An 18,185-nucleotide genomic window follows, 5' to 3' on the forward strand; every position below is an offset into this window, starting at 1 on the left:
GGCCTGGCGGGGGGTCACGGGGGCCGGGGGGCTTTATTATAAAACCCCCCCCCCCCGGCCGCCGTTCAGGGAAGTCTGTCGGCATGAACACGCCCTACCCAGAACCCCGGACCATGGCGCCACGCATATCCGGAGCGGCTGCCACCGGCGCGGTACGGGCCCTTGGTGCCTGCCTCTTCTTCTCCTGGGTCGGGCGGCACGGCGACCAGGCATGTGAGACGACGGACGGCATCTGCTTCACCTGGTGGGATCTGGCCGCCGTCCCCCTCACGTTCACGACGGCACTGATCACTTTGATCGTCGTCTACAAGCGGCTGGGCATCAGGCCGCGGCTCGCGGTCGTCCCGCCGACGGTCCTGCTCGCGCCGTTCCCACTCGCCGCCGCGCAGACGACCGCCGGCTTGTGGGCCACCACCGTCACGGGCGGAGCGTGGGCATCCTTCCTCGCCCTGGCCGCATGGAACCGCTACAGAATCCTGGGCCTCTCCGCCGCGGCCGCACTGCTGCTCACATCCCTTGCGGTCCTGTACCGCTGACCACCCTGCAGGACTCCGCCCCGCGCCGGGAAAGAGGCCCCCGGGTCCCGGCTCCGGCGCCGGGACCCGTGTGAGGGGGAGCTACCTGCCGAGGACGACGGTGTTGTTGCAGCCCATTTCGGAGCCGATTCTGGTGGTCTGCGAGCCGGGCGCGTCCACGCCGGTGGGCCCGGACTGGCCCTGTACGTCGACGTTCTGTTCGGTCGTCGTGCACGTGGTGCTCTGGCTGATGAGGAGCGTCTTGGTCTCTTTGCCCTTGACCGCCTTACTGTGCTGCTTCTGTCCGTGCCCCTGTCCGTGCTTGTGTCCGTGCCCGTCGGCGTAGGCTGCGCCGGTGCTGAGGAAGCCGATGGCACCGAGGAGGACGGCCACGACAGCGGTCTTGCGAGGCTTGCGCATGTCTTCTCCGAGCGTTGAAGCGGACGCGTACGCGGACGCGATCCGCCACGTCATAAGGTGACGAGAGGTTAATGTGCAAATGCCCGAGATATGCTCGTCGGCACGCCGGATCGTCTGACCGGCGTGGACGCTCCGCGCAGAACCATCCGTGTGGCGGAATCCACCGCGCCGCCTACGACGGGAAATGAGCTCCGACAGCGTGCGCAGCGACCACCGGACACGAGCCTGATCAGGACTTTGACCTGCACAGATGGCGCCCGTTTCCCGTCCTCATGGGTGCTGAATCAGTTCTGCGCGGGTGTCCCTGGTGTCCACGTGTGCTGCTGCGATCTCCGGCCAGACACCGTGCGGGAACAACCTGGTGTGCGCTTGATCCAGCCGGGCCATGGCCGCGCGGATCAGCAGGCGGACGACGGCGTGGTCGCCGGGGGGCCAGTCGCGTGGGGCGGAGTCGTAGATGCTGAGGGTCCCCAGCACGGTGCCGTCGATCTCCATGGGAATCGCGGTGACGGAGACCAGGCCGTGGTCCACCAGGCGCTGCCGGTAACGGGGCCAGCGGTTATCCGGCCTGCGAAGATCCTTCGCCGAGACGGGCGCGGCGGTGCGCACGGCGTTCATGCCCGGCCCCGCCTCGTCGCGTTCCTGGACGCACTCCAGGTCCGCGGCCGCGAGGCTGAGAGCCGTGACGTAGCGCAGCCGCCGCTGGTCGAGGAGGGAGGCTCCTGCCGTGACGCCGCGCAGGACGGACGCGGCGGCATGGGCCAGCGCCTCCAGCACCTCTCCAGGGGTGAGGAAGTCGTCCTGGACGCCGGTGACCTCCGGTACCGGCGGTGCCGCAACGGTGTCCTGGGCCATCGCCTTCGCTCCTTCTCCCGTGCGTCGCGGTCGAGCCGCACACGGGGTCCCGTACTCGGGCGGGTACGGGACCCGGTGCGCGGGAGTCCTGGTGGTGGCCGTCGGACGGCCGGTGTCCTCGTCGGCGGGGGAAACCGGCCGCACACCAGTAATGCTAGGGAGCATGGCGCGGCACCTGAAAGCCCCAAGTGGGCTGATGGGACAGCCCACTTGGGCTGTTCCGCAGGACTGCTACAGGCAGTTCGCTCAGTACCCCTGAGGCTCCTGGGGTTCCTGGGGTTCCGTGGGCTCCTGGGCGGACACCCGTAGCAGCCCGGATCGGCCGGCGATGACGACCGCCTCCAGCTGACTGTGCGCGCCCAGCTTCGCCATGATGCGCTTCACGTGGCCGCGCGCGGTGTGCGGGCTCACCACGAGCCGCTCGGCTATCGCCCCGGGGCCGAGACCCCGGCCCATCAGCAGCAGGACTTCCCGCTCCCGCGCGGTGAGTTCGGTCCGGTCGCCGCCGCGCCGGGCCGGTGCCGGCCCACCGGTCGGGGGGCCGAGCGCTGCGACGAGGATGCCGAGGGTGGACTCCTCGACGTACATCGGCCCCTCGGCCGGAGCCCGGATGGCCGCGAGCACGGCGGGGAACGCGCTGTCCTTGGCGAGGAATCCGGCCGCGCCCGCCGAGGTGGCGGCCACCAGTTGGCCGGGGTCGGTGTCCGCGGTGAGCAGGAGCACCCGGGTGCGGGGGTGGTCGGCCCTGATCCGCCGGGTGCCCTCGATGCCGTCGGCGCCCGGCAGATGAATGTCCATCAGCACCACGTCGGGGCTGTGCGAGGCGACGAGCGGAAGGGCCTGCTCGACCGTCCCCACGGCACCGACACAGAAGAGGTCGGGCTGTGCACCGATCGCGATCTCCAGCGCGTCCGCCAGCGTCCGCTGGTCCTCGACCACAAGTACTCGGATCATGGGAAGTCCTCGTGGGAAAGCCCGTACGGTGGCCCGTCGTTCGATCGTAGCCGCGCGGGGCCCCGACGTGTCCGAGAACGGCCCCGCCGTATACGGCAAGGCTCTGGAAGGTGACGCCGCCGCTGCGTAACTTGTGACGCGGGCGGCCATACGGTGGGGGCTTCGCGATGGGCAGCACCGACGACTCACAATCGCGCCGCGGACCGACCGCGTACTCCTTCATGCTCTTCGTGGCGGGGGCGACGGAACGTTCCGACGCCGCGCGGTCGAACCTGCGGACGCTGTGCGAATCCCGGCTCGTGGACTGCTACGAGCTCACGGTGATCGACGTCATGCAGCAGCCCGAACTGGCCGAGGAGAACCGCATCCTGGCGACCCCGACCGTCATCCGGCTCTCCCCGCCCCCTCAACGACGGGTCATCGGTGATCTGTCCGACCAGGGCCGCGCCGCGCTCGCGCTCGGGTTGCCGGACCCAGGTGAACTGTCCAGGAAGAGGCGGGGGATGAGATGACTGGAACTGCAGGCGTCGGCATTCCGAGGATCCCCACCGGCATCAACGGGTTCGACCAGATCGCTCTCGGCGGACTGCCCGCGGGACGCTCCACGCTGGTGGTCGGGACGACGGGCAGCGGCAAGACCCTGTTCGCCCTTGAGTTCCTCGCGCGGGGCGTGCAGAACCACGGCGATCCCGGGGTGTTCGTCACCTTCGAGGAGGACCCCGAGGACATCCGGACCAACGTCGCCTCCCTGGGCTTCCCGATCGCGGAATGGGAGGAGACCGGGAAGTGGGTGTTCATCGACGCCTCGGTGAGTCTCGTCGAGGAGGCGCCGACGATCGGGGCGTACGACCTGGGCGCCCTGGCGGCACGGATCACGCACGCGGTCCGCAGGGTCGGTGCCCGGCGCGTCACGCTCGACTCGATCGGCGCGGTCCTGACCAGCTTCGCCGGCACCGGAGTCCTGCGCCACGAGCTGTACCGGATCGTCTCGGCTCTGAACTCCCTCGGTGTGACCACGGTGGTCACCGCGGAGCGGTCCGAGGAGTACGACAGCGTGTCCCGCTTCGGCGTGGAGGAATTCGTCCTGGACAACGTCATCGTCCTGCGCAACGTCCTGCGGCAGGAGCGGCGCCGCAGGACGGTCGAGATCGTCAAGTTCCGCGGCACCTCGCACCGTACCGGCGAATGGCTGTTCACCATCGGCCCGCGCGAGGGCATCGTGATCATGCCGCTCGCCTTCCTGCAGCCGCGCGAGCGCGCTTCGACGGAACGCGTCTCCTCGGGCAATCCCGGGCTGGACGCCATGTGCGGGGGAGGATTCTTCCGCGACTCGATCGTGCTGCTCACCGGCCCCACCGGCACCGGCAAGACGCTGACGAGCCTGTTCTTCGCGGCCGCCGCCGTGCAGGCCGGTGAGCGCTGCCTGCTTCAGAGCTTCGACGAGACCCGCGAACAGCTCGGCCGCAACGCCGCGAGCTGGGGCCTCGACCTCGACGCCCTGGAGGCTTCGGGCCTGCTGCGCGTCGTGTCCGAATTCCCCGAAGTGGCCTCGCCCGAGGAGCACTTCCTGCGGATGCGGCACGTCATCGAGGAGTTCCGCCCCTCCCGCATGTGCATCGACACCCTCTCCGCGCTCGAACGCATCGTGACCTCGCGCGCGCTGCTCGACTTCGTCATCTCCCTGGGCGCCGTCCTGCGCCACCACGAGGTCACGACCCTGCTCACCTCGGCTCCCACCGGCCGGGTCACCCCGACCGTCACACCGGCGATCGCGATGGAGGTCGCCAGCCTCACCGACGTGACCATCCTGATGCGCTACGTGGAGGTCCAGGGCGAGATACAGCGCGGCATCGCCGTCCTGCAGACCCGCGGATCCAGCCACGACCACAGCATCCGCCAGTTCGCGATCGACGACACCGGCATGCACATCGGCGAACCGATGCGCGGCCTGTCCAGCGTCCTCGGCGCGGTCTATCCGCAGACCGGCGGTGCTCCGCAGCAGAGCGCGCCCCTGGCCGGCGAGGCGCAGCAGGATCTGTGGAGCGAGCAGTACCCCGACGCAGGCCCTGATGGCTGACTCCGGCCACTCCGGCCTTCCGCCGGGAGCGGCCCCGGACGAGGGGCCGGTCGAGCCTGAGGGGCCGGACGAGTCCGAACGGGGCCGGTCTCCGACCGCAGGGCAGGACGAGCCCGAACCGGGCCGTTCCCCGAGCGCGGTGCCGTACGGTCACCCGGTCGAGGCGGTCGTGGCGGCGGCGCCCGACGGGATCGTCGCCGTCGACGAGGAGGGGCTCATCAGGCTCTGCAACCCGGCTGCCGCCGAGCTGTTCGGCAGACCGGCGAGCGAACTGCTGGACGCCCCCTTCGGTTTCCCGCTCGCGGCCAGGGGAGTGGTGGCCGAGATCGACCTCGTGCTGCCGTCGGGCTCGGGACGCGTGGTCGAGATGAGGGTCACGGCGACGCACGCGTCGGGTGAACGCCTCTACATCGCCACACTGCGGGACGTCACCGAGCGGCGCCGGGCGCAGCGCGCCCTGGAGGCGGCCCTCGCCCGGCAGGACACCGTGATCGCCGTCACCGCCCACGAACTGCGCAACCCGCTGGCCACGATCAGCGTGCTCGCGCACACGCTGCGGGACTCGGATGCGCGCCTGACCGACGAGCAGCGGACGGACATCGCACAGCGCATCATCGACGCCACCGGGTGGCTGCAGAACCTCGCACGCAAGCATCTGGCCGCGGCGCGGATCGACGCGAAGGCCACAGGTGCCACCCCGCAGCCCGTCCCCGTCCTTGAGTTCATCCTCGAACAACTCGGCGCGCTGGAAGGGGATGCCCCCGAGGTCGACGTGTCCTGTGCGCCCGACGTGGTGGCATACGTGGATCGCGGCGAGTTCTGGGAAATGCTGGTCAACTACCTTGAGAACGCCTTCACTTACGGGCTTCCGCCGGTCCGGATCGCCGTCGCCGTGTCGGCGGACCACATCGACATCCGCGTCCAGGACGCCGGCCCGGGCGTACCGCCGGACGCCGTACCGCGCCTCTTCCAGCGCTTCAGCCGCGTCCCCGGCACGGCGCCCGGAAGACAGGGCACCGGCCTGGGCCTGTGGATCGTCCGCAACCTCGCACGGGCCGGCGGCGGGGACGCCTGGTACGAACCGGGGACACGGACGGACGCCGGCTTCTGCCTGCGCCTGCGGCGTGCGCCTTCGACGCTGGGCCATGCGTGAGCGCGCCCGAGCCGGCCGGTGAGCCGGTCGTCGGCGCTCGGCTCGGCTCCGATCAGCAGGTCTTGCGGAGGTAGCCGCTCGCACCCTTGGCCGAGACCTCCTGGTCGCGGCGGACAACGCTCAGCCGGCTGCTCCAACTGGCGCACGCTTTCGACATGCCCTTCGCGGTGTACTCGACCACGAACACGTTGTTGTCGAACGCCTCCGCGAACTCGCCGCACTCGTCCCACTGGCCGCACTCCTCCACCACGGCGAAGTCCAGGCCCACTGACGCCCGGTCACGCAGGAGTTCCGCGGTGTTCTTCTGGGCGATGGCCAGCCCCTTCTCGTGGGCGTGTGCCACCAGCAGCTTCATGAGCGCCTCGGCCTGGTCGGCCGTGAGGTATTTCGGGAAGCGGGTGAAGGAGTCGTAGTTGTCAGGCTCGACGGCCTTGTACCCGTTGGCCGCGCACTCGTCGATCCACGCACTCAGCCTGGCAGCGATGCGCTGCCGCTTGGCGTCCGTGCGGATGTCCAGGACCGCCTCGCCCCAGTCCTTGTCGTAGACGACATCCCCGTCGGCGTCGCGCAGCAGCAGGTCGGAATCCCAGTCACCCTCGGCGTGCTGCTGCGCCTGGAAGGCGTTGACATTGCAGATGTTGTACGCACCCGGCGCGGCTATGTCCTCGTGACTGCGACTGACCACCCGCACACCGGCCGGCAGGGGGTACGCGCCGCTGATCTGGTAGTCCCACGGCACATGCTTCGGCGGCAGGGTCACCGCGGTGGCGGACGCGGGCGCGGATGCGTGGGCGGAGGTGCGGGCAGCGGGCGACGTAGAGCTGCCGTTCTGGCGCGCCCCGTTCTGATGCGACCCGATTTTCACGGCCGCGACGCTCACCCCGGTGACCGCCGCCGCTGCGGCGAGGCCGATGAGGACGCGCCGCCCTCGGCGTCTGCCTCCGGTGCGGGCACTGCGCATTCCAGGCGCCCCCAAGGCGGTGGCCGAGTCGCGAGGACCGGAGGGCGGCGTACGGGCGACGGGTGCCTCCTGCGCCTCCTGCGCCTCCTGCGCCTCCTGCGCATCCGGCACTTCGGAATCCTGCAACGCCCGAAGCATCCGGTGCAGTTCGGCCAGTTCGGGCCGGGCGGCCGGATCCTTGTCCAGGCAGCGTTCGGCGATGCTCCGGAGCGGTTCGGCGACTCCGTCCAGGTCCGGTGCCTCGTACATCACCTGATAGCCGGTCAGGTATGGGCTGCTGCCGTCGAACGGACGGTTGCCGGTGGACGCGTACACCAGGAGCGACCCCAGCGAGAAGACGTCCGAGGCAGCGGTGACGTCCCGCGGCGCGGCGAACTGCTCCGGGGACATGAAGGGCGGGGTGCCGATCAGCCGCCCGGTCACCGTGAGGGCCTCGTTGTCGACGGCGTGCGAGATGCCGAAGTCGATGACGCGCGGCCCGTCGTCGGCCATCAGGACGTTGCTCGGCTTCAGGTCCCGGTGCACCACACCCACCCGGTGGATGTCCCGCAGCGCCTCGACAAGGCCCAGCGCGAGCGTGCGCAACTCGCGTCCGCGCAAGGGCCCGTCCTTGGCCACGATGTCCGACAGCGTGCGGCCCGGCACATACAGGGTCGCCATCCACGGCCGCTCGGCGTCGGGATCGGCGTCCACCACCGGGGCCGTGAACGCCCCGCTCACCCGGCGGACCGCCGCGACCTCCTGCCTGAAACGCGTCCGGAACTCCTCGTCCTGCGCGTACTGCGCGTGCACGACCTTGACCGCGACCCGCCGCCCCGACTCCGAGTGGCCCAGGTAGACGACCCCCATGCCGCCGCTACCGAGTCGACCGACCAGCCTGTAGCCGCCTATGGACTCCGGATCGCCGGGGCTCAGCGACATCACCGGTCACCTTTTTCGTGTGCCGTGCTGCGAAAGGATGTTGCGGGTGATCAGACTAGTACGACTTTCAAGGAGATGGCCGCGACGGGTTGTGCCCGATCTTCCATTGCGGGATGAATCGGACGGGCGCCAGTGCCTCCGGCGTTGGGGACCGTCGCCGGGGGCGGTACGTTCATCGGGCCGCTCCCGGCGCCGATGTTGCCGGCGGAGCCACGGCGCGGCCGGTCTGCGGGGAAATCATGCCGGCGCACAGGCTGCGGCTTGCCAGCCCCTGCGCGATGCGGGGGATGGCTGCGCGGGAGTTGGCGGCCCAGTCGTGCATGAGGATGACCTGGCCGCTGGTGAGCCGGCCGGCCGCTGCCACGATCGCGTCGGTGCTCGCGCCGTTCCAGTCCTGTGAGTCGACGTTCCAGATGATCTCGGTCAGGCCGTACCTGGTCGCGACGGCCTTCACCGTCGAGTTGGTCTCGCCGTACGGCGGCCGGAACAGCTTCGGCGTACCGCCGCCCGCGGCCGCGATGGCCTGCTGGGTCCGGGAGATCTCCGAGTCGATCGTCGCCTGGCTCTGCTGGGTCAGATGCGGGTGGGTGTAACTGTGGTTGCCGACCCACATGCCGGCATTGACCTGCGCCTTGACCTGGGCCGGGTAGGCGGCGGCGTACTGGCCCTGGTTGAACATCGTGGCCCGCAGCCCGTTCTGGGTGAGCGCGTTGAGCAGGGCCGGGGTGTTGCCGGACGGGCCGTCGTCGAAGGTGAGCCCGACGTACCCGTTGCAGGCGGCGGCCTGTGCCGGGGCGGCGGTGTCGACGGTGAGGGTGCCGGCGGCGGCGAGCGCGGTGACGACGATCAGCGAGAGACGTGGTGTGGCTTTCATGCGGAGCGGTCCTCCAGCCTGGGGAATTCGGGAGTCGGCGCCTGGGACCGGGACAGCAGGCGCCGGTGTTCCGGAGGGAGAGGGGGAGGCCGCCCCCTCTCCGAACTGGCCCAGCTCAGAACTGGCCTAGCTCACCGTGATGTTGGAGCTCCCGCTGCTCTGGTATCCCTCGGTGGCGAGGATCATGTAATAGCTGAAGCTTCCCAGGCGCATTCCGGCGCGGGCCCAGGCGTCGAAGTGGTTGCCGGTGGTGATGGTGCCACCGGTCCGCTTCGACTGCCGGACGCTCCAGTACTGGTTGAACGTGCGGGTTCCTTCGACGGACGGGGCGTTGTAGCGCGTGGTCTGGTAGATGTCGTACGTGCCGCCGTCGCTGGTGACAGCACCTTTGTACGTTCCCGTGGGCCGGTAGGTGCCCCAGTTGTCGACGATGTAGTACTCGACGAGGGGGTTGGACGTCCACCCGTAGAGCGTCAGGTAGCCGTTGCCGGACGGGGTGAAGCTGCCGGAGTAAGTCACGGTCCGGCGTGAGCCGTTGCTCCACCCCTTGCCGGCGACGAAGTTCCCGGTGTTCCTCCACGAGGTGCTGTAGTTGCCGCCGGAGTTCAGGGTCATGGACACCGTGCCCTGGCTGTCCGTCCAGAACGAGTAGTAGTACCCGTTGTTGGTTCCGGTCTGGTTCGTGGAGATGACCGTGGCCGCCTCGGCGGTGCCGGGCAGGGTCAACGTGGCTCCGGTGGCCAGCAGCAGGGTGCAGACGCTGCGGCGCGTCGGGTGTGCGGGTCCGTCGTTCATGAGCGTGCTTCCTCCTCGTCCTCGTAAGGCTGACGGGGGCTGGGCAACTTGTGCCGACGGGTGGTTCGTGCCAGCCCGCGTCGACGGTGGTTGAGCTCTGCCAACGGCGAACAGTTTTGATATGGCCCTGCCAACTGTCAATAGTTTCGCCATTGATCCCGAAACATTCGGTCGGGCGGAAGTGCTTCCGAAGGATATTTAACCTGTTCATAGTCCTGATCGACTGAGTGAACCGGCGTGATCGTCGTCGACCGCGATTTTGAGATCAAATTTCCAAGTTCGGCTCTTCGAATGTTTCGAAGGGGGGAGGTGGCGGCGTGGCCGTCATCACGCAAACGACCCCGGACGAGGAGTTCGAGGCCGAGTGGGACGGAACAGGCAAGACTGCGAGAGCCGCCGCGTTCGGGCGCCAATTCCGACTTCAGTGAATCTGCACAGCGGATGCGCAACCGCGTCACGGAGCACGAGGTATCCGTACAAGCGCATGCCGGAAACTGCAGTGATGGTGTGGACTGTCCAGTTCACGGCAGTATCAGGCGCGTCCTGCCGTGCGGGATGTAGAGAAGCTGCCCCCAAGTCGTGCGCAAGCCTGCACTGATGCGCAGCCTGTTCGTTCAACTTCGTGGATGCGTGCTCCGGTTGATTGGTCGCCGGGTGTGCTCCGTGCTTTGATCCTCTGCACCGCGGGAGCCGCGCGACAGTCTCCGAAATCGGGTGTCGCGTGCCTGCGGCCGAGGCCCGCTACCTGTCCCCAGCGGGGCCGCCCCCCTTGTGGATCATCCATACGAAGGGAAGTTTCCTCATGAACTCCGCTCCCCAGGTTCAGACCGTTGACATCTCCGACGCCGAGCTCGACAACGTCTCCGGCGGCCTGAACCCGCACGCCAGCCTCATCGCCGGCCCCACGGCGGTCAGCAGCGCGGATGCCCTGGCCCAGCTCGACGCCGTCAAGAACGAGGTTCTGGGCGCAGCCGGCCAGTACAACCATGTCGGCGTTAGCGCCTCTCTCTGACCTTCAGACCGACCGTCAGTCGGTGACTCCCCGCCAACCTGACGGTGGTTGGGGCGTCGGTGCATGCAGGCGGTACCGGAAGGTGAAGCTCCTGGCGGCAACGGGCTGTTGACAAAGGCCACGTCGCTGCCAGGAGCTTCGAGTGCTTTGTCCACCGAGCCGACGCAGCCGCTCGCCGAGGCCCACGGCGGCGAAGAGGACGTCGACGCGTACTGCGCCGAGCAATTGGCGTAGACCGCGGGAAACAAGCAGGCCGCCGAGACGGTCGCCGCCCTGCTGGAAGATGCCGCCTGATGTGTGTTGTCTCCCTCTGATCAGGTCAGCCGCGGCCGGCGGCTGTCCTCCCAGAACCGGTCCATCGCAGCAGCGGCCGCATCCCCAGCCAACCGCTCGATCCTCTCGGGCACCTCGCGCTCGCGCTCGTCGAGGACGAAGAGCCTCCCGCCGACGAGGTGCGTGGTTGTCTTCCAGCCGAGACGCCGTCCTGCCTCCCTGGCGGCACGCCGGACATCCTTGAGCTCGCCCATCTCCGCAAGATCGTCGGCGCCGAGGATCAGCTGCCCGTAGTAGCCCTCGTACTCCGGCTTCAGAGCGGCCTGCATCAACGACTCAAACCGGTCCACAAGCTTCTCGTACCTGCGCCGGGCCGGCTCGTCTTTCGCGGGCGTGTGCCGCGAGGACGAAGGCCCTCCCGCCCAACGGACGGAAGGGCCTCTGACCAGGCGTTTCTCTGTGCCCCCGGCAGGATTCGAACCTGCGACACCCGCTTTGGGAGATTTCTTTGATGGGGGCTGTGACCTGTGGAGACTGCTGTCGAACGGTGCTTGGGCCGGGAAAACACCCCTCCGTGGTTCTCATGTGTTCACGGGGTTTCCCGGTCTCATGTGTGCCGAATCCGTTCCGGTTTGCTGAGGCGGCAAATGGCGAACCGATTGCGATCCTCGGCGCTGTTGCCGTCAGCGACGCTCGGTGGGGGCCGCACCGGTCGAGACAAGTCCGGGGTGCGGGTCGTGGTCGAGTCCGGCGTGTACGAAGACCCGCTTGAGCAGAGTGACGAAGGTCTGCGCCTCGTCCGGCTCCAGCCCGCCGAGCAGCCGGGTCTCGAAGCCGTTGACCAGGGACTGGGCCTCGGCGTGCAGGTCGCGGCCGGCCGGGAGTACATGGACGGCGTGGGCGCGGCGGTCGGTGGGATGGCGGCGGCGCTCCACCAGGCCGCGCCGCTCCAGCTCGTCGACCAGGCCGACCATCACGTTGCGGTGCACGTTCAGCGGTCCGGCGAGCTGGTGCTGACTGAGGCCGTCCTCCTCAAGCAGCAGGTTGAGCAGGCCGAACTGGCGCGGGTGGATGCCCAGCGGTGCGAGCACGTCGACGAGCTGCTCCTGCACGTGGGCACTGAGGTGGGTCATCACGCAGGCGGGGTGGTCGAACAGCGATTGGGTACTCACGCACACCATGATACTCGCGATTTACTATCACCTTGAGTGATAGTCACTTCAGATGCATACTTGCCTTCGTGGTCCAAGACATCTCCGCAAACACTCACGCTCACGCCGCCCCGTCGCAGGAGGCCCCGGGCGGCCCCGCCCTCGACCCGAAACGCCGCCTGGCCTTCGCGGTCGTGCTGATCGCCGGGTTCATGGACCTGGTCGACACGACGATCGTCAACGTCACAGTCCCGAGCATCCAGCGGGACCTGCATGCCGACTACGCCCAGATCGAGTGGGTCATCGCGGCGTACGTGCTCTCCTTCGCCGCCCTGCTGATCCTCAGCGGCCGACTCGGCGACATCTTCGGACGTAAGCGCGTCTTCCTGGTCGGCATGGCAGGGTTCACCGTCGCCTCGCTGCTCTGCGGCGTCGCAGTCAACCCCGAGATGCTGATCGTCTCCCGGTTCCTCCAGGGAGCCGCGGCCGGCCTGATGGTCACTCAGATCCTGGCGATCCTGCACGTGGTCTTCCCGCCGAACGAGCGCGGCAAGGCGGTCGCCGTCTTCGGCGCGGTCACCGGCTCCTCCGCGGTCTTCGGCCTCGCCCTCGGCGGCGTGGTCGTGCAGTGGGACCTCTTCGGCTGGGAGTGGCGCCCGATCTTCCTGGTCAACGTCCCGGTCGGGATCGCTGCGCTGATCGCCGGCGCCCTGGTGATCCGCGAGTCCCGCGCACCACGGCGCCCCAAGCTCGACCTGCTCGGCATGCCGCTGGCCATCGCCGCCGTGGCGCTGCTGGTCTACCCGCTCACCGAGGGCCGCCGCCTGGGCTGGCCGACCTGGATCTACGGCATGATCGCCGGCGCCCTGGTGCTGCTCGCGGTCTTCCTCGCCTACGAGAAGCGCCGCTTCGCCAAGGTCGGCTCCGCGCTGGTGGAGTTCGGGGTGTTCCGCTCCCGGTCGTTCTCCATCGGCATGGCGGTGTGGTTCCTGTTCTGGATCGCTGTCGGCGGGTTCTTCTTCGTCTGGACTCTCTTCCTGCAGCAGGGCCTCGGCTGGACGCCGATGCACGCCGGCCTGACCGCAGCAACCTTCGCCATCGGCGTCGGCATCGGCGCGGGCAACGCCCCCGGCAAGCTGGTCCCCAAGTTCGGCCGCAACGTGCTGGTGGCCGGCGGCATTGTCAACGCGATCGGCTTCGTCGGTTTCTCCGTCCTGGTCGCGCAGTACGGCCACAGCCTGGCGTCCTGGCAGATCATCCCGGTGCACATCGTCTCTGGCATCGGCTTCGGCCTGATCGTCGCGCCGACCCTGGACCTGCTGCTCGGCCAGGTCCGCAGCGAGCAGGCGGGCAACGCCTCCGGCCTGCTTAACACCGCCCAGCAACTCGGCATGGCGCTCGGTGTGGCGCTGACCGGCGTGGTCTTCTTCGCCCAGGTCGGCAACGCGTCCGGGCACGCCGCCGCCGAGGCCGCCCCGGTGCTGAAGTCCGCCCTCAGCAGTGCCGGTGTCACCTCCCAGGACCAACTGCTCGCCGACTTCCGCACCTGCGTGCGGCAGCGCGCCGACTCGGTCGACCCGAGCAAGGCCCCGGCCGACTGCCAGAAGAACTCCCCGAAGACCGCCGACGCGTTCGGCAGGGCTATCGCCCGCGCCGACTCGGTTAGCTACTCCTCGGGTTTCCGTACCGTCCTGCTGCTGGACGCCGGCATCCTGCTGATCGCAGCAGCCGGCTTCCTGGTCCTTCCCAAGCAATCCCGGCCCGCCGACGAGGCGGCCGAGAGCACCGAGCCCACCGAGGTGACGGCATGAGCAACGAGAAGAACGTCCTGGTCTTCGGCCGCGAGCGGCACTTGGTCGACGCCTCCACCGACATCATCGAGGCAGGCGGCTTCAACGCGGTCGGCGTGACCCACGACGAGGAGGCTCTCTCCCTGCTGGACACCGGCCGGTTCATCGCCGTCCTGGTCGGCAGCGGCGTCGAGTGGGAGTCCCGTCCACCGATACGTGAGCACGCCGCTGCGCACGGCACCGTGGTCCTTGAGGCGCAGCGCATCCCGATGCAAACCGTCCAGGACCACGTCCGTCACGTGATCGTCCCGCGGTTGCTGCGGATTGCCTGACCGCTACCGCACAGGTCCCCGGATCCGGCCACTTCCCCGACAGATAGGAGCCCTGCCGCTGGCGGAGTCCCGGGGCCCTGCCACGCCCTGCCCCGGCGTCAGCCGCCGGCAGGAGTGGGGTACCGCCCAATCGGCGAGGCACCGCGCTCAGCAGGACAAGGACCGCGAGGAACGGAGGACCGCCTGGGGAGACCGGCCGCGTCTGCACCAAGGAGAACGACGTGATGCTCAACCCCGCCAACTTCGCAAGACGGTTGGTCGGGCTGCACGAGGAGATCGGACGCCCGCCGATCTGGCGCCACGACTTGTGCCGCCGCGCGGCAACGCTGACCCACGCGGCCGGTGCCGACCTGGGAGAAATTTCAGAGATCAACTCTCCGTCTGCTCACGCACCGCTCACGCAAACGGCCCCGGACGAGACGTCCGAGGCCGAGTAGAAGCCCTCCCTGGGGGAGGAAACCCAGGTCAGAGCGGTAACGCGTTGTGCCCCCGGCAGGATTCGAACCTGCGACACCCGCTTTAGGAGTTCGATCTACGCCCGCTCCTGGGGCCGTCGTCGGCTGGTCCGGCGGTCGTGCGGGGGCGCTACTGTGTGCCGCCGTCCGGCCTCGTTGATGTCAGCCGTGGATGTCAGACGGCTCTGGCATCCTGCGCCAGTGAGAATGACATGGGCCGCCTTCTGGGCGCTGATAGCCACCCTGAACGGCAAAGCCACGCAGGCGAGTTGCCAGCGCCTGGCCGAGGAGCTGAGCCGCCGTACCGTCCCCGACATCATCGGCTTCGCGGAACGACATGCCGAGGCTCTCTACCGCCTGGACCAAGAGAAGTTCGGGATGCTTCCCGTTGCCGACATGACGGGCCGGAACGGCAAGCCATTCCCGCAGTCTGCCGACGGGTTCCTGTACGCCCGTTGCGCTGTTGTCGCCGCAGGGCAAGCCGTATGGGAAGGCGTCTTTTTCGACGTCGACAAGTTCGCCCCGTACACCTCCGCCGAGTGTGACGGGGAGTGGCTGCTGTATGTGTCGGATCAGGCATACGAGCTTGCTACCGGGAAGGAGTGGGACCGCTCGACCCGGTACTGCTTCGAGAGTTACTCCAACAAGGACGGATGGCCGCACCTGGGGAGCTGAGGTGGACTACCGCTGCTGCCGGTCCGTAGGCATGTGCCAAGGCAGCCCAGCGCGTCCCGGTCAGTACTTCCGAAGGATCGATCGGTTCGGCGAACTCCTGGGCGATGGTCACGCGGGGAGTGTGACAGCGCTCGTGAGGCTCAGGCCCGGGGTGAATCACTGCTTCGCCTCGGCCGGCGACCGCGGCTGCTGGCGACGGCTAATGGTTGCGCTCGAATTCCTCAGCTGGTCCCTTACGGCTCCTCGTCAGCCTCGTCCTCTACGCCATGGAACTTGCCCCAGGCCTTCCACGTTGCCCAGTAGGCAGCTACGGCGGCGGGGAACGCACCGGACAAGCCTCCCATGCCGCTCGCGACCTCCTCGATTGCGGGATAGGTCATCCCCAGCGTGAGGTAGAGGCTGAACACCATCACCGCGACCGTGGCCGCCGCAGCGTGACGCGACTGCGCAGCACTGAGGAAGCCGGGATCCAACTGCCACACCGTGTCCGTCAGTTCCTCGACCATGTCGGCCGGGACCGACTCGGCGACTTCCTCGGGCGAGACCTGCGGCGGGTGGGCTTCGATTTCGTCGAGAACCTGCGTCGCGGTGGTCCGCGTCGCGGCGGGCAGGTCCAGGGCCGAGAGCCCCGCTCGCATCTGCTCGGCCAGAGATACCCAGCTCTGCATGGCCTGCAGGCGCGACTGCGGCAGGCGAACCGAGTTGAGGATCTTGGCGAGCTCAGTCGTCGACATGCGCATCTTGTCGACCGCCGTGTGCAGCTCTTGGTGCTGTGCCATCAGGGCAGAGAAGACCTGTGCTGAGGCCTGAGCCTGCCTCATGGGTCGGGCGAGATCATTGCTGATGAGCTGCAGGGCAGCGGCGAGTTCCCGGATTGAGCGTCCCGGTTCATCGCCGGGCATAGCTATCGTCGACACCCCCAGAGGCTATCGGGAAGGTCCGAAGCCTGGGGTCAGGATTCCCCGCGTCCCCGGCTGCCAGGGGCCTGTGCGATCGACGTCGGCGGTGGCTCGACGGTGACGGAGGTCGCTGCCCGGGCGGGGGTGTCGCGGCAGACCGTCAGCGGATGGAAGTCCCGGTATGAGGCCTCCGGGCTGGCTGGTCTGGTGGATCGTTCGCGCAGGCCGGTCTCGTGTCCGCATCAGGCATCTGCCGAGGTGGAGGCGGCTGTGTGTGAGCTGAGGCGTGAACATCCTCGGTGGGGTCCGCGGCGGATCGCTCATGTGCTGGAGCGGGCCGGGGCGGTGAGCCCGGTGCCGTCGCGGATGACGGTGTATCGGATCCTGGTCCGGCATGGGCTGGTGGAACCGGGGGTGCGGCGCCGGAAGCGCTCGGATTACAAGCGCTGGCAGCGGGATCGGCCGATGCAGCTGTGGCAGATGGACATCGTCGGCGGCGTGATGCTGGTCGATCCGCTGACCGGGGAATTGTCCGAGGCGAAGGTCGTGACGGGTGTGGATGACCATTCCCGGTATTGCGTGATCGCGTCGGTGGTGGAGCGGGCGACCGGACGGGCGGTGTGTACGGCGTTCGCCCGGGCCTTGCAGACGTTCGGGGTGCCGCAGGAGGTGCTCACGGACAACGGCAAGCAGTTCACCGACCGGTTCGGGCAGGGTGGTGAAGTGCTGTTCGACCGGATCTGCCGGGAGAACGGGATCGCGCACCGGCTCACCCAGTCGGCGTCCCCGACCACGACGGGCAAAGTCGAGCGGTTTCATCAGACACTTCGGCGTGAACTCCTCGACGACTGCGGCGCGTTCGAGAGCATCGGGGAGGCTCAGGCAGCGCTGGATGCGTGGGTGCAGGAATACAACTCCGATCGTCCGCACCAGGCGCTGGACATGCAGTCTCCTGCCGACAGGTTCACCCCGGTGCCCGAGCAGGAGCGGGACGTACTTGGCCTGAGGGTGCCCGGAGTGCTTGCACTGGTGCCGCAGCAGCGGACACCTCCCGTGATGCCGGATCCGGCCGAGGTGGCGCCCGCGCCGGCCGGCCTGCCTGAGCTGGTCCCGGCAGCGGTGCCGGAGGATGCCGGTGGGCCGGTGGAGTTCGAGCGGGTGGTGCCTGCGAGTGGGAATCTGCAGGTCGCGGGGAAACAGTTCTGGCTCGGACCGGCCCGCTCAGGGCTGACGGTGACCTTCTGGGCCGACACCTCGGTGATCCATCTGCTGATCGCGGGAGCACGGATCAAGACCGTGCGGTCGCATTTGTCGGTGGCGGATCTGGGACGGCTGGCTGCCCGGGGCGGTCGTGCGGCCGGACCACCGCCGCTTCCGGCTGGTGACGGGGCCGCGTTCGAGGTGGACCGGGTCGTGAACAACAGCGGCCTGGTGGGCCTGGGCGGGCACCAGGTGCTGGCGGCGGAGATCCTCGGAGGCCGCCAGGTGGGTATCCGGATCGACGACGAGACACTGTCGTTCTTCGAGCTGTCCTCGCGGGAACTGCTGCGGGTCCGGCCCAACCCGCTGACCCGCGAGGAAGTCCGCAGGCTGCGGGGCCTGCGGCCGGCCGGGCCGCCGCCGCGTCCGGGCATCGAGCCCGCGCGGGTGCAGCGGCGGGTCAGCGCGGTGGGCACCGTCATGGTCTGCCGCCAGGTCGTCTCCCTCGGCCGCCCGTACGCAGGCCAGACCGTGCACGTGTCGGACTCCACGATCACCGTCGACCTGGACGGCCAGATCCGGGTCATCCGCCGCACGACCGACGTCCCGGTCCGTAACGTGAAAGCCAACAAGCCCCACGGGGCTTCCCATGTTGTCTAGGCCCACCGTCAAGCATCACCTGGGACCAGAACGTCAGGCATCAACTGGGATCCGACACTGGCTCGTTACGTGGTCAGCGGACGTGACCGTGCGATCGCCGATCGGCTCGGCTCGATGATCCGCAAGGAACGGGGCGACGTGGACTCTTAGTGCCTGTCCGATGGGACCCACTGGACGGGCGGGTGTCTTGGCGGTCGAGCGGTTCGCTCGGGT

The 18,185-nt window shown here is 68.7% G+C and carries 18 protein-coding genes and 1 pseudogene; 10 read left to right on the top strand and 9 right to left on the bottom strand.

Going from position 1 to position 18,185, the window contains the following annotated elements:
• Positions 1-113: 113 nt before the first annotated feature.
• A complete protein-coding gene (locus ACFWYS_RS29310) occupies positions 114-536 on the top strand; it encodes a hypothetical protein (RefSeq protein ID WP_384775242.1) in 423 nt (140 codons plus the stop codon).
• Between the two features lie 81 nt (positions 537-617).
• On the opposite strand, the gene ACFWYS_RS29315 is transcribed toward ACFWYS_RS29310, so the two are convergent.
• The 3 genes from ACFWYS_RS29315 to ACFWYS_RS29325 all read right to left on the bottom strand — a co-directional run bounded on the left by ACFWYS_RS29315 (position 618) and on the right by ACFWYS_RS29325 (position 2,744).
• On the bottom strand, positions 618-935 hold the full coding sequence (locus ACFWYS_RS29315; protein ID WP_384775244.1) for a hypothetical protein: 318 nt from the start codon (positions 933-935) through the stop codon (positions 618-620).
• Between the two features lie 270 nt (positions 936-1,205).
• Positions 1,206-1,790 carry a GAF domain-containing protein gene (locus tag ACFWYS_RS29320; protein WP_384775245.1) on the bottom strand — a complete coding sequence of 195 codons (585 nt, stop codon included), beginning with the start codon at positions 1,788-1,790 and terminating at the stop codon, positions 1,206-1,208.
• 246 nt (positions 1,791-2,036) lie between these two features.
• Positions 2,037-2,744 (bottom strand): response regulator, encoded by a 708-nt coding sequence (locus ACFWYS_RS29325; RefSeq protein ID WP_384775248.1) that lies wholly within the window; start codon positions 2,742-2,744, stop codon positions 2,037-2,039.
• 167 nt (positions 2,745-2,911) lie between these two features.
• Here ACFWYS_RS29325 and ACFWYS_RS29330 point away from each other — a divergent pair, with 167 nt between their 5' ends.
• Genes ACFWYS_RS29330 through ACFWYS_RS29340 form a run of 3 tightly spaced genes read left to right on the top strand, consistent with a single transcriptional unit; the run spans position 2,912 to position 5,974 of the window.
• On the top strand, positions 2,912-3,256 hold the full coding sequence (locus tag ACFWYS_RS29330; protein ID WP_384775252.1) for a circadian clock KaiB family protein: 345 nt from the start codon (positions 2,912-2,914) through the stop codon (positions 3,254-3,256).
• Positions 3,253-4,821 carry a circadian clock protein KaiC gene (kaiC, locus tag ACFWYS_RS29335; protein ID WP_384775255.1) on the top strand — a complete coding sequence of 523 codons (1,569 nt, stop codon included), beginning with the start codon at positions 3,253-3,255 and terminating at the stop codon, positions 4,819-4,821. The genes ACFWYS_RS29330 and kaiC overlap by 4 nt, the downstream gene beginning before the upstream one ends.
• Positions 4,814-5,974, top strand: coding sequence for an ATP-binding protein (locus ACFWYS_RS29340; protein ID WP_384775257.1), 1,161 nt, complete (start codon positions 4,814-4,816; stop codon positions 5,972-5,974). The genes kaiC and ACFWYS_RS29340 overlap by 8 nt, the downstream gene beginning before the upstream one ends.
• Before the next feature lie 52 nt (positions 5,975-6,026).
• Here ACFWYS_RS29340 and ACFWYS_RS29345 read toward each other — a convergent pair whose 3' ends face one another.
• From ACFWYS_RS29345 to ACFWYS_RS29355, 3 genes are all read right to left on the bottom strand, one after another.
• Positions 6,027-7,856, bottom strand: coding sequence for an endo alpha-1,4 polygalactosaminidase (locus ACFWYS_RS29345; protein WP_384775260.1), 1,830 nt, complete (start codon positions 7,854-7,856; stop codon positions 6,027-6,029).
• Between the two features lie 172 nt (positions 7,857-8,028).
• Complete coding sequence (locus tag ACFWYS_RS29350) at positions 8,029-8,730, bottom strand: polysaccharide deacetylase family protein (protein ID WP_384775262.1); 702 nt, start codon at positions 8,728-8,730, stop codon at positions 8,029-8,031.
• Between the two features lie 126 nt (positions 8,731-8,856).
• Positions 8,857-9,525: a glycoside hydrolase family 11 protein gene (locus ACFWYS_RS29355; RefSeq protein WP_384775265.1), complete on the bottom strand. Its 669-nt coding sequence runs from the start codon at positions 9,523-9,525 to the stop codon at positions 8,857-8,859.
• A gap of 802 nt (positions 9,526-10,327) precedes the next feature.
• On the opposite strand from ACFWYS_RS29355, the gene ACFWYS_RS29360 reads away from it, so the two are divergent.
• Positions 10,328-10,537: a hypothetical protein gene (locus ACFWYS_RS29360; RefSeq protein ID WP_384775268.1), complete on the top strand. Its 210-nt coding sequence runs from the start codon at positions 10,328-10,330 to the stop codon at positions 10,535-10,537.
• Between the two features lie 314 nt (positions 10,538-10,851).
• Here ACFWYS_RS29360 and ACFWYS_RS29365 read toward each other — a convergent pair whose 3' ends face one another.
• Positions 10,852-11,139, bottom strand: coding sequence for a hypothetical protein (locus tag ACFWYS_RS29365; RefSeq protein ID WP_384775270.1), 288 nt, complete (start codon positions 11,137-11,139; stop codon positions 10,852-10,854).
• A gap of 354 nt (positions 11,140-11,493) precedes the next feature.
• Positions 11,494-11,982, bottom strand: a complete 489-nt coding sequence (locus ACFWYS_RS29370; protein WP_384775273.1) for a MarR family winged helix-turn-helix transcriptional regulator — start codon at positions 11,980-11,982, stop codon at positions 11,494-11,496.
• 68 nt (positions 11,983-12,050) lie between these two features.
• On the opposite strand from ACFWYS_RS29370, the gene ACFWYS_RS29375 reads away from it, so the two are divergent.
• The 4 genes from ACFWYS_RS29375 to ACFWYS_RS29390 all read left to right on the top strand — a co-directional run bounded on the left by ACFWYS_RS29375 (position 12,051) and on the right by ACFWYS_RS29390 (position 15,213).
• Positions 12,051-13,772, top strand: a complete 1,722-nt coding sequence (locus ACFWYS_RS29375) for a DHA2 family efflux MFS transporter permease subunit (RefSeq protein ID WP_384775276.1) — start codon at positions 12,051-12,053, stop codon at positions 13,770-13,772.
• On the top strand, positions 13,769-14,083 hold the full coding sequence (locus ACFWYS_RS29380) for a hypothetical protein (RefSeq protein ID WP_384775279.1): 315 nt from the start codon (positions 13,769-13,771) through the stop codon (positions 14,081-14,083). Before ACFWYS_RS29375 ends, ACFWYS_RS29380 begins: the two co-directional genes overlap by 4 nt.
• 224 nt (positions 14,084-14,307) lie before the next feature.
• Positions 14,308-14,520 carry a hypothetical protein gene (locus tag ACFWYS_RS29385; protein ID WP_384775365.1) on the top strand — a complete coding sequence of 71 codons (213 nt, stop codon included), beginning with the start codon at positions 14,308-14,310 and terminating at the stop codon, positions 14,518-14,520.
• Positions 14,521-14,745: 225 nt separating this feature from the next.
• Complete coding sequence (locus ACFWYS_RS29390; protein ID WP_384775282.1) at positions 14,746-15,213, top strand: DUF4240 domain-containing protein; 468 nt, start codon at positions 14,746-14,748, stop codon at positions 15,211-15,213.
• Positions 15,214-15,446: 233 nt separating this feature from the next.
• Here the strand turns inward: ACFWYS_RS29390 and ACFWYS_RS29395 are convergent, their stop codons facing one another.
• Positions 15,447-16,130, bottom strand: a complete 684-nt coding sequence (locus ACFWYS_RS29395; protein WP_384775285.1) for a hypothetical protein — start codon at positions 16,128-16,130, stop codon at positions 15,447-15,449.
• Positions 16,131-16,220: 90 nt separating this feature from the next.
• Here ACFWYS_RS29395 and ACFWYS_RS29400 point away from each other — a divergent pair.
• A pseudogene (locus ACFWYS_RS29400) lies at positions 16,221-17,972 on the top strand (IS481 family transposase); the annotation flags it as partial.
• Between the last annotated feature and the right edge of the window lie 213 nt (positions 17,973-18,185).

This window comes from Streptomyces sp. NPDC059010 (assembly GCF_042740355.1).
Lineage (GTDB): Bacteria > Actinomycetota > Actinomycetes > Streptomycetales > Streptomycetaceae > Streptomyces.

Coding starts and splice junctions, on each gene's coding strand:
- ACFWYS_RS29310 (WP_384775242.1), top strand. CDS start 114: ATGGCGCCACGCATATCCGGAGCGGCTGCCACCGGCGCGGTACGGGCC.
- ACFWYS_RS29315 (WP_384775244.1), bottom strand. CDS start 935: ATGCGCAAGCCTCGCAAGACCGCTGTCGTGGCCGTCCTCCTCGGTGCC.
- ACFWYS_RS29320 (WP_384775245.1), bottom strand. CDS start 1,790: ATGGCCCAGGACACCGTTGCGGCACCGCCGGTACCGGAGGTCACCGGC.
- ACFWYS_RS29325 (WP_384775248.1), bottom strand. CDS start 2,744: ATGATCCGAGTACTTGTGGTCGAGGACCAGCGGACGCTGGCGGACGCG.
- ACFWYS_RS29330 (WP_384775252.1), top strand. CDS start 2,912: ATGGGCAGCACCGACGACTCACAATCGCGCCGCGGACCGACCGCGTAC.
- kaiC (WP_384775255.1), top strand. CDS start 3,253: ATGACTGGAACTGCAGGCGTCGGCATTCCGAGGATCCCCACCGGCATC.
- ACFWYS_RS29340 (WP_384775257.1), top strand. CDS start 4,814: ATGGCTGACTCCGGCCACTCCGGCCTTCCGCCGGGAGCGGCCCCGGAC.
- ACFWYS_RS29345 (WP_384775260.1), bottom strand. CDS start 7,856: ATGTCGCTGAGCCCCGGCGATCCGGAGTCCATAGGCGGCTACAGGCTG.
- ACFWYS_RS29350 (WP_384775262.1), bottom strand. CDS start 8,730: ATGAAAGCCACACCACGTCTCTCGCTGATCGTCGTCACCGCGCTCGCC.
- ACFWYS_RS29355 (WP_384775265.1), bottom strand. CDS start 9,525: ATGAACGACGGACCCGCACACCCGACGCGCCGCAGCGTCTGCACCCTG.
- ACFWYS_RS29360 (WP_384775268.1), top strand. CDS start 10,328: ATGAACTCCGCTCCCCAGGTTCAGACCGTTGACATCTCCGACGCCGAG.
- ACFWYS_RS29365 (WP_384775270.1), bottom strand. CDS start 11,139: ATGCAGGCCGCTCTGAAGCCGGAGTACGAGGGCTACTACGGGCAGCTG.
- ACFWYS_RS29380 (WP_384775279.1), top strand. CDS start 13,769: ATGAGCAACGAGAAGAACGTCCTGGTCTTCGGCCGCGAGCGGCACTTG.
- ACFWYS_RS29385 (WP_384775365.1), top strand. CDS start 14,308: ATGCTCAACCCCGCCAACTTCGCAAGACGGTTGGTCGGGCTGCACGAG.
- ACFWYS_RS29390 (WP_384775282.1), top strand. CDS start 14,746: ATGACATGGGCCGCCTTCTGGGCGCTGATAGCCACCCTGAACGGCAAA.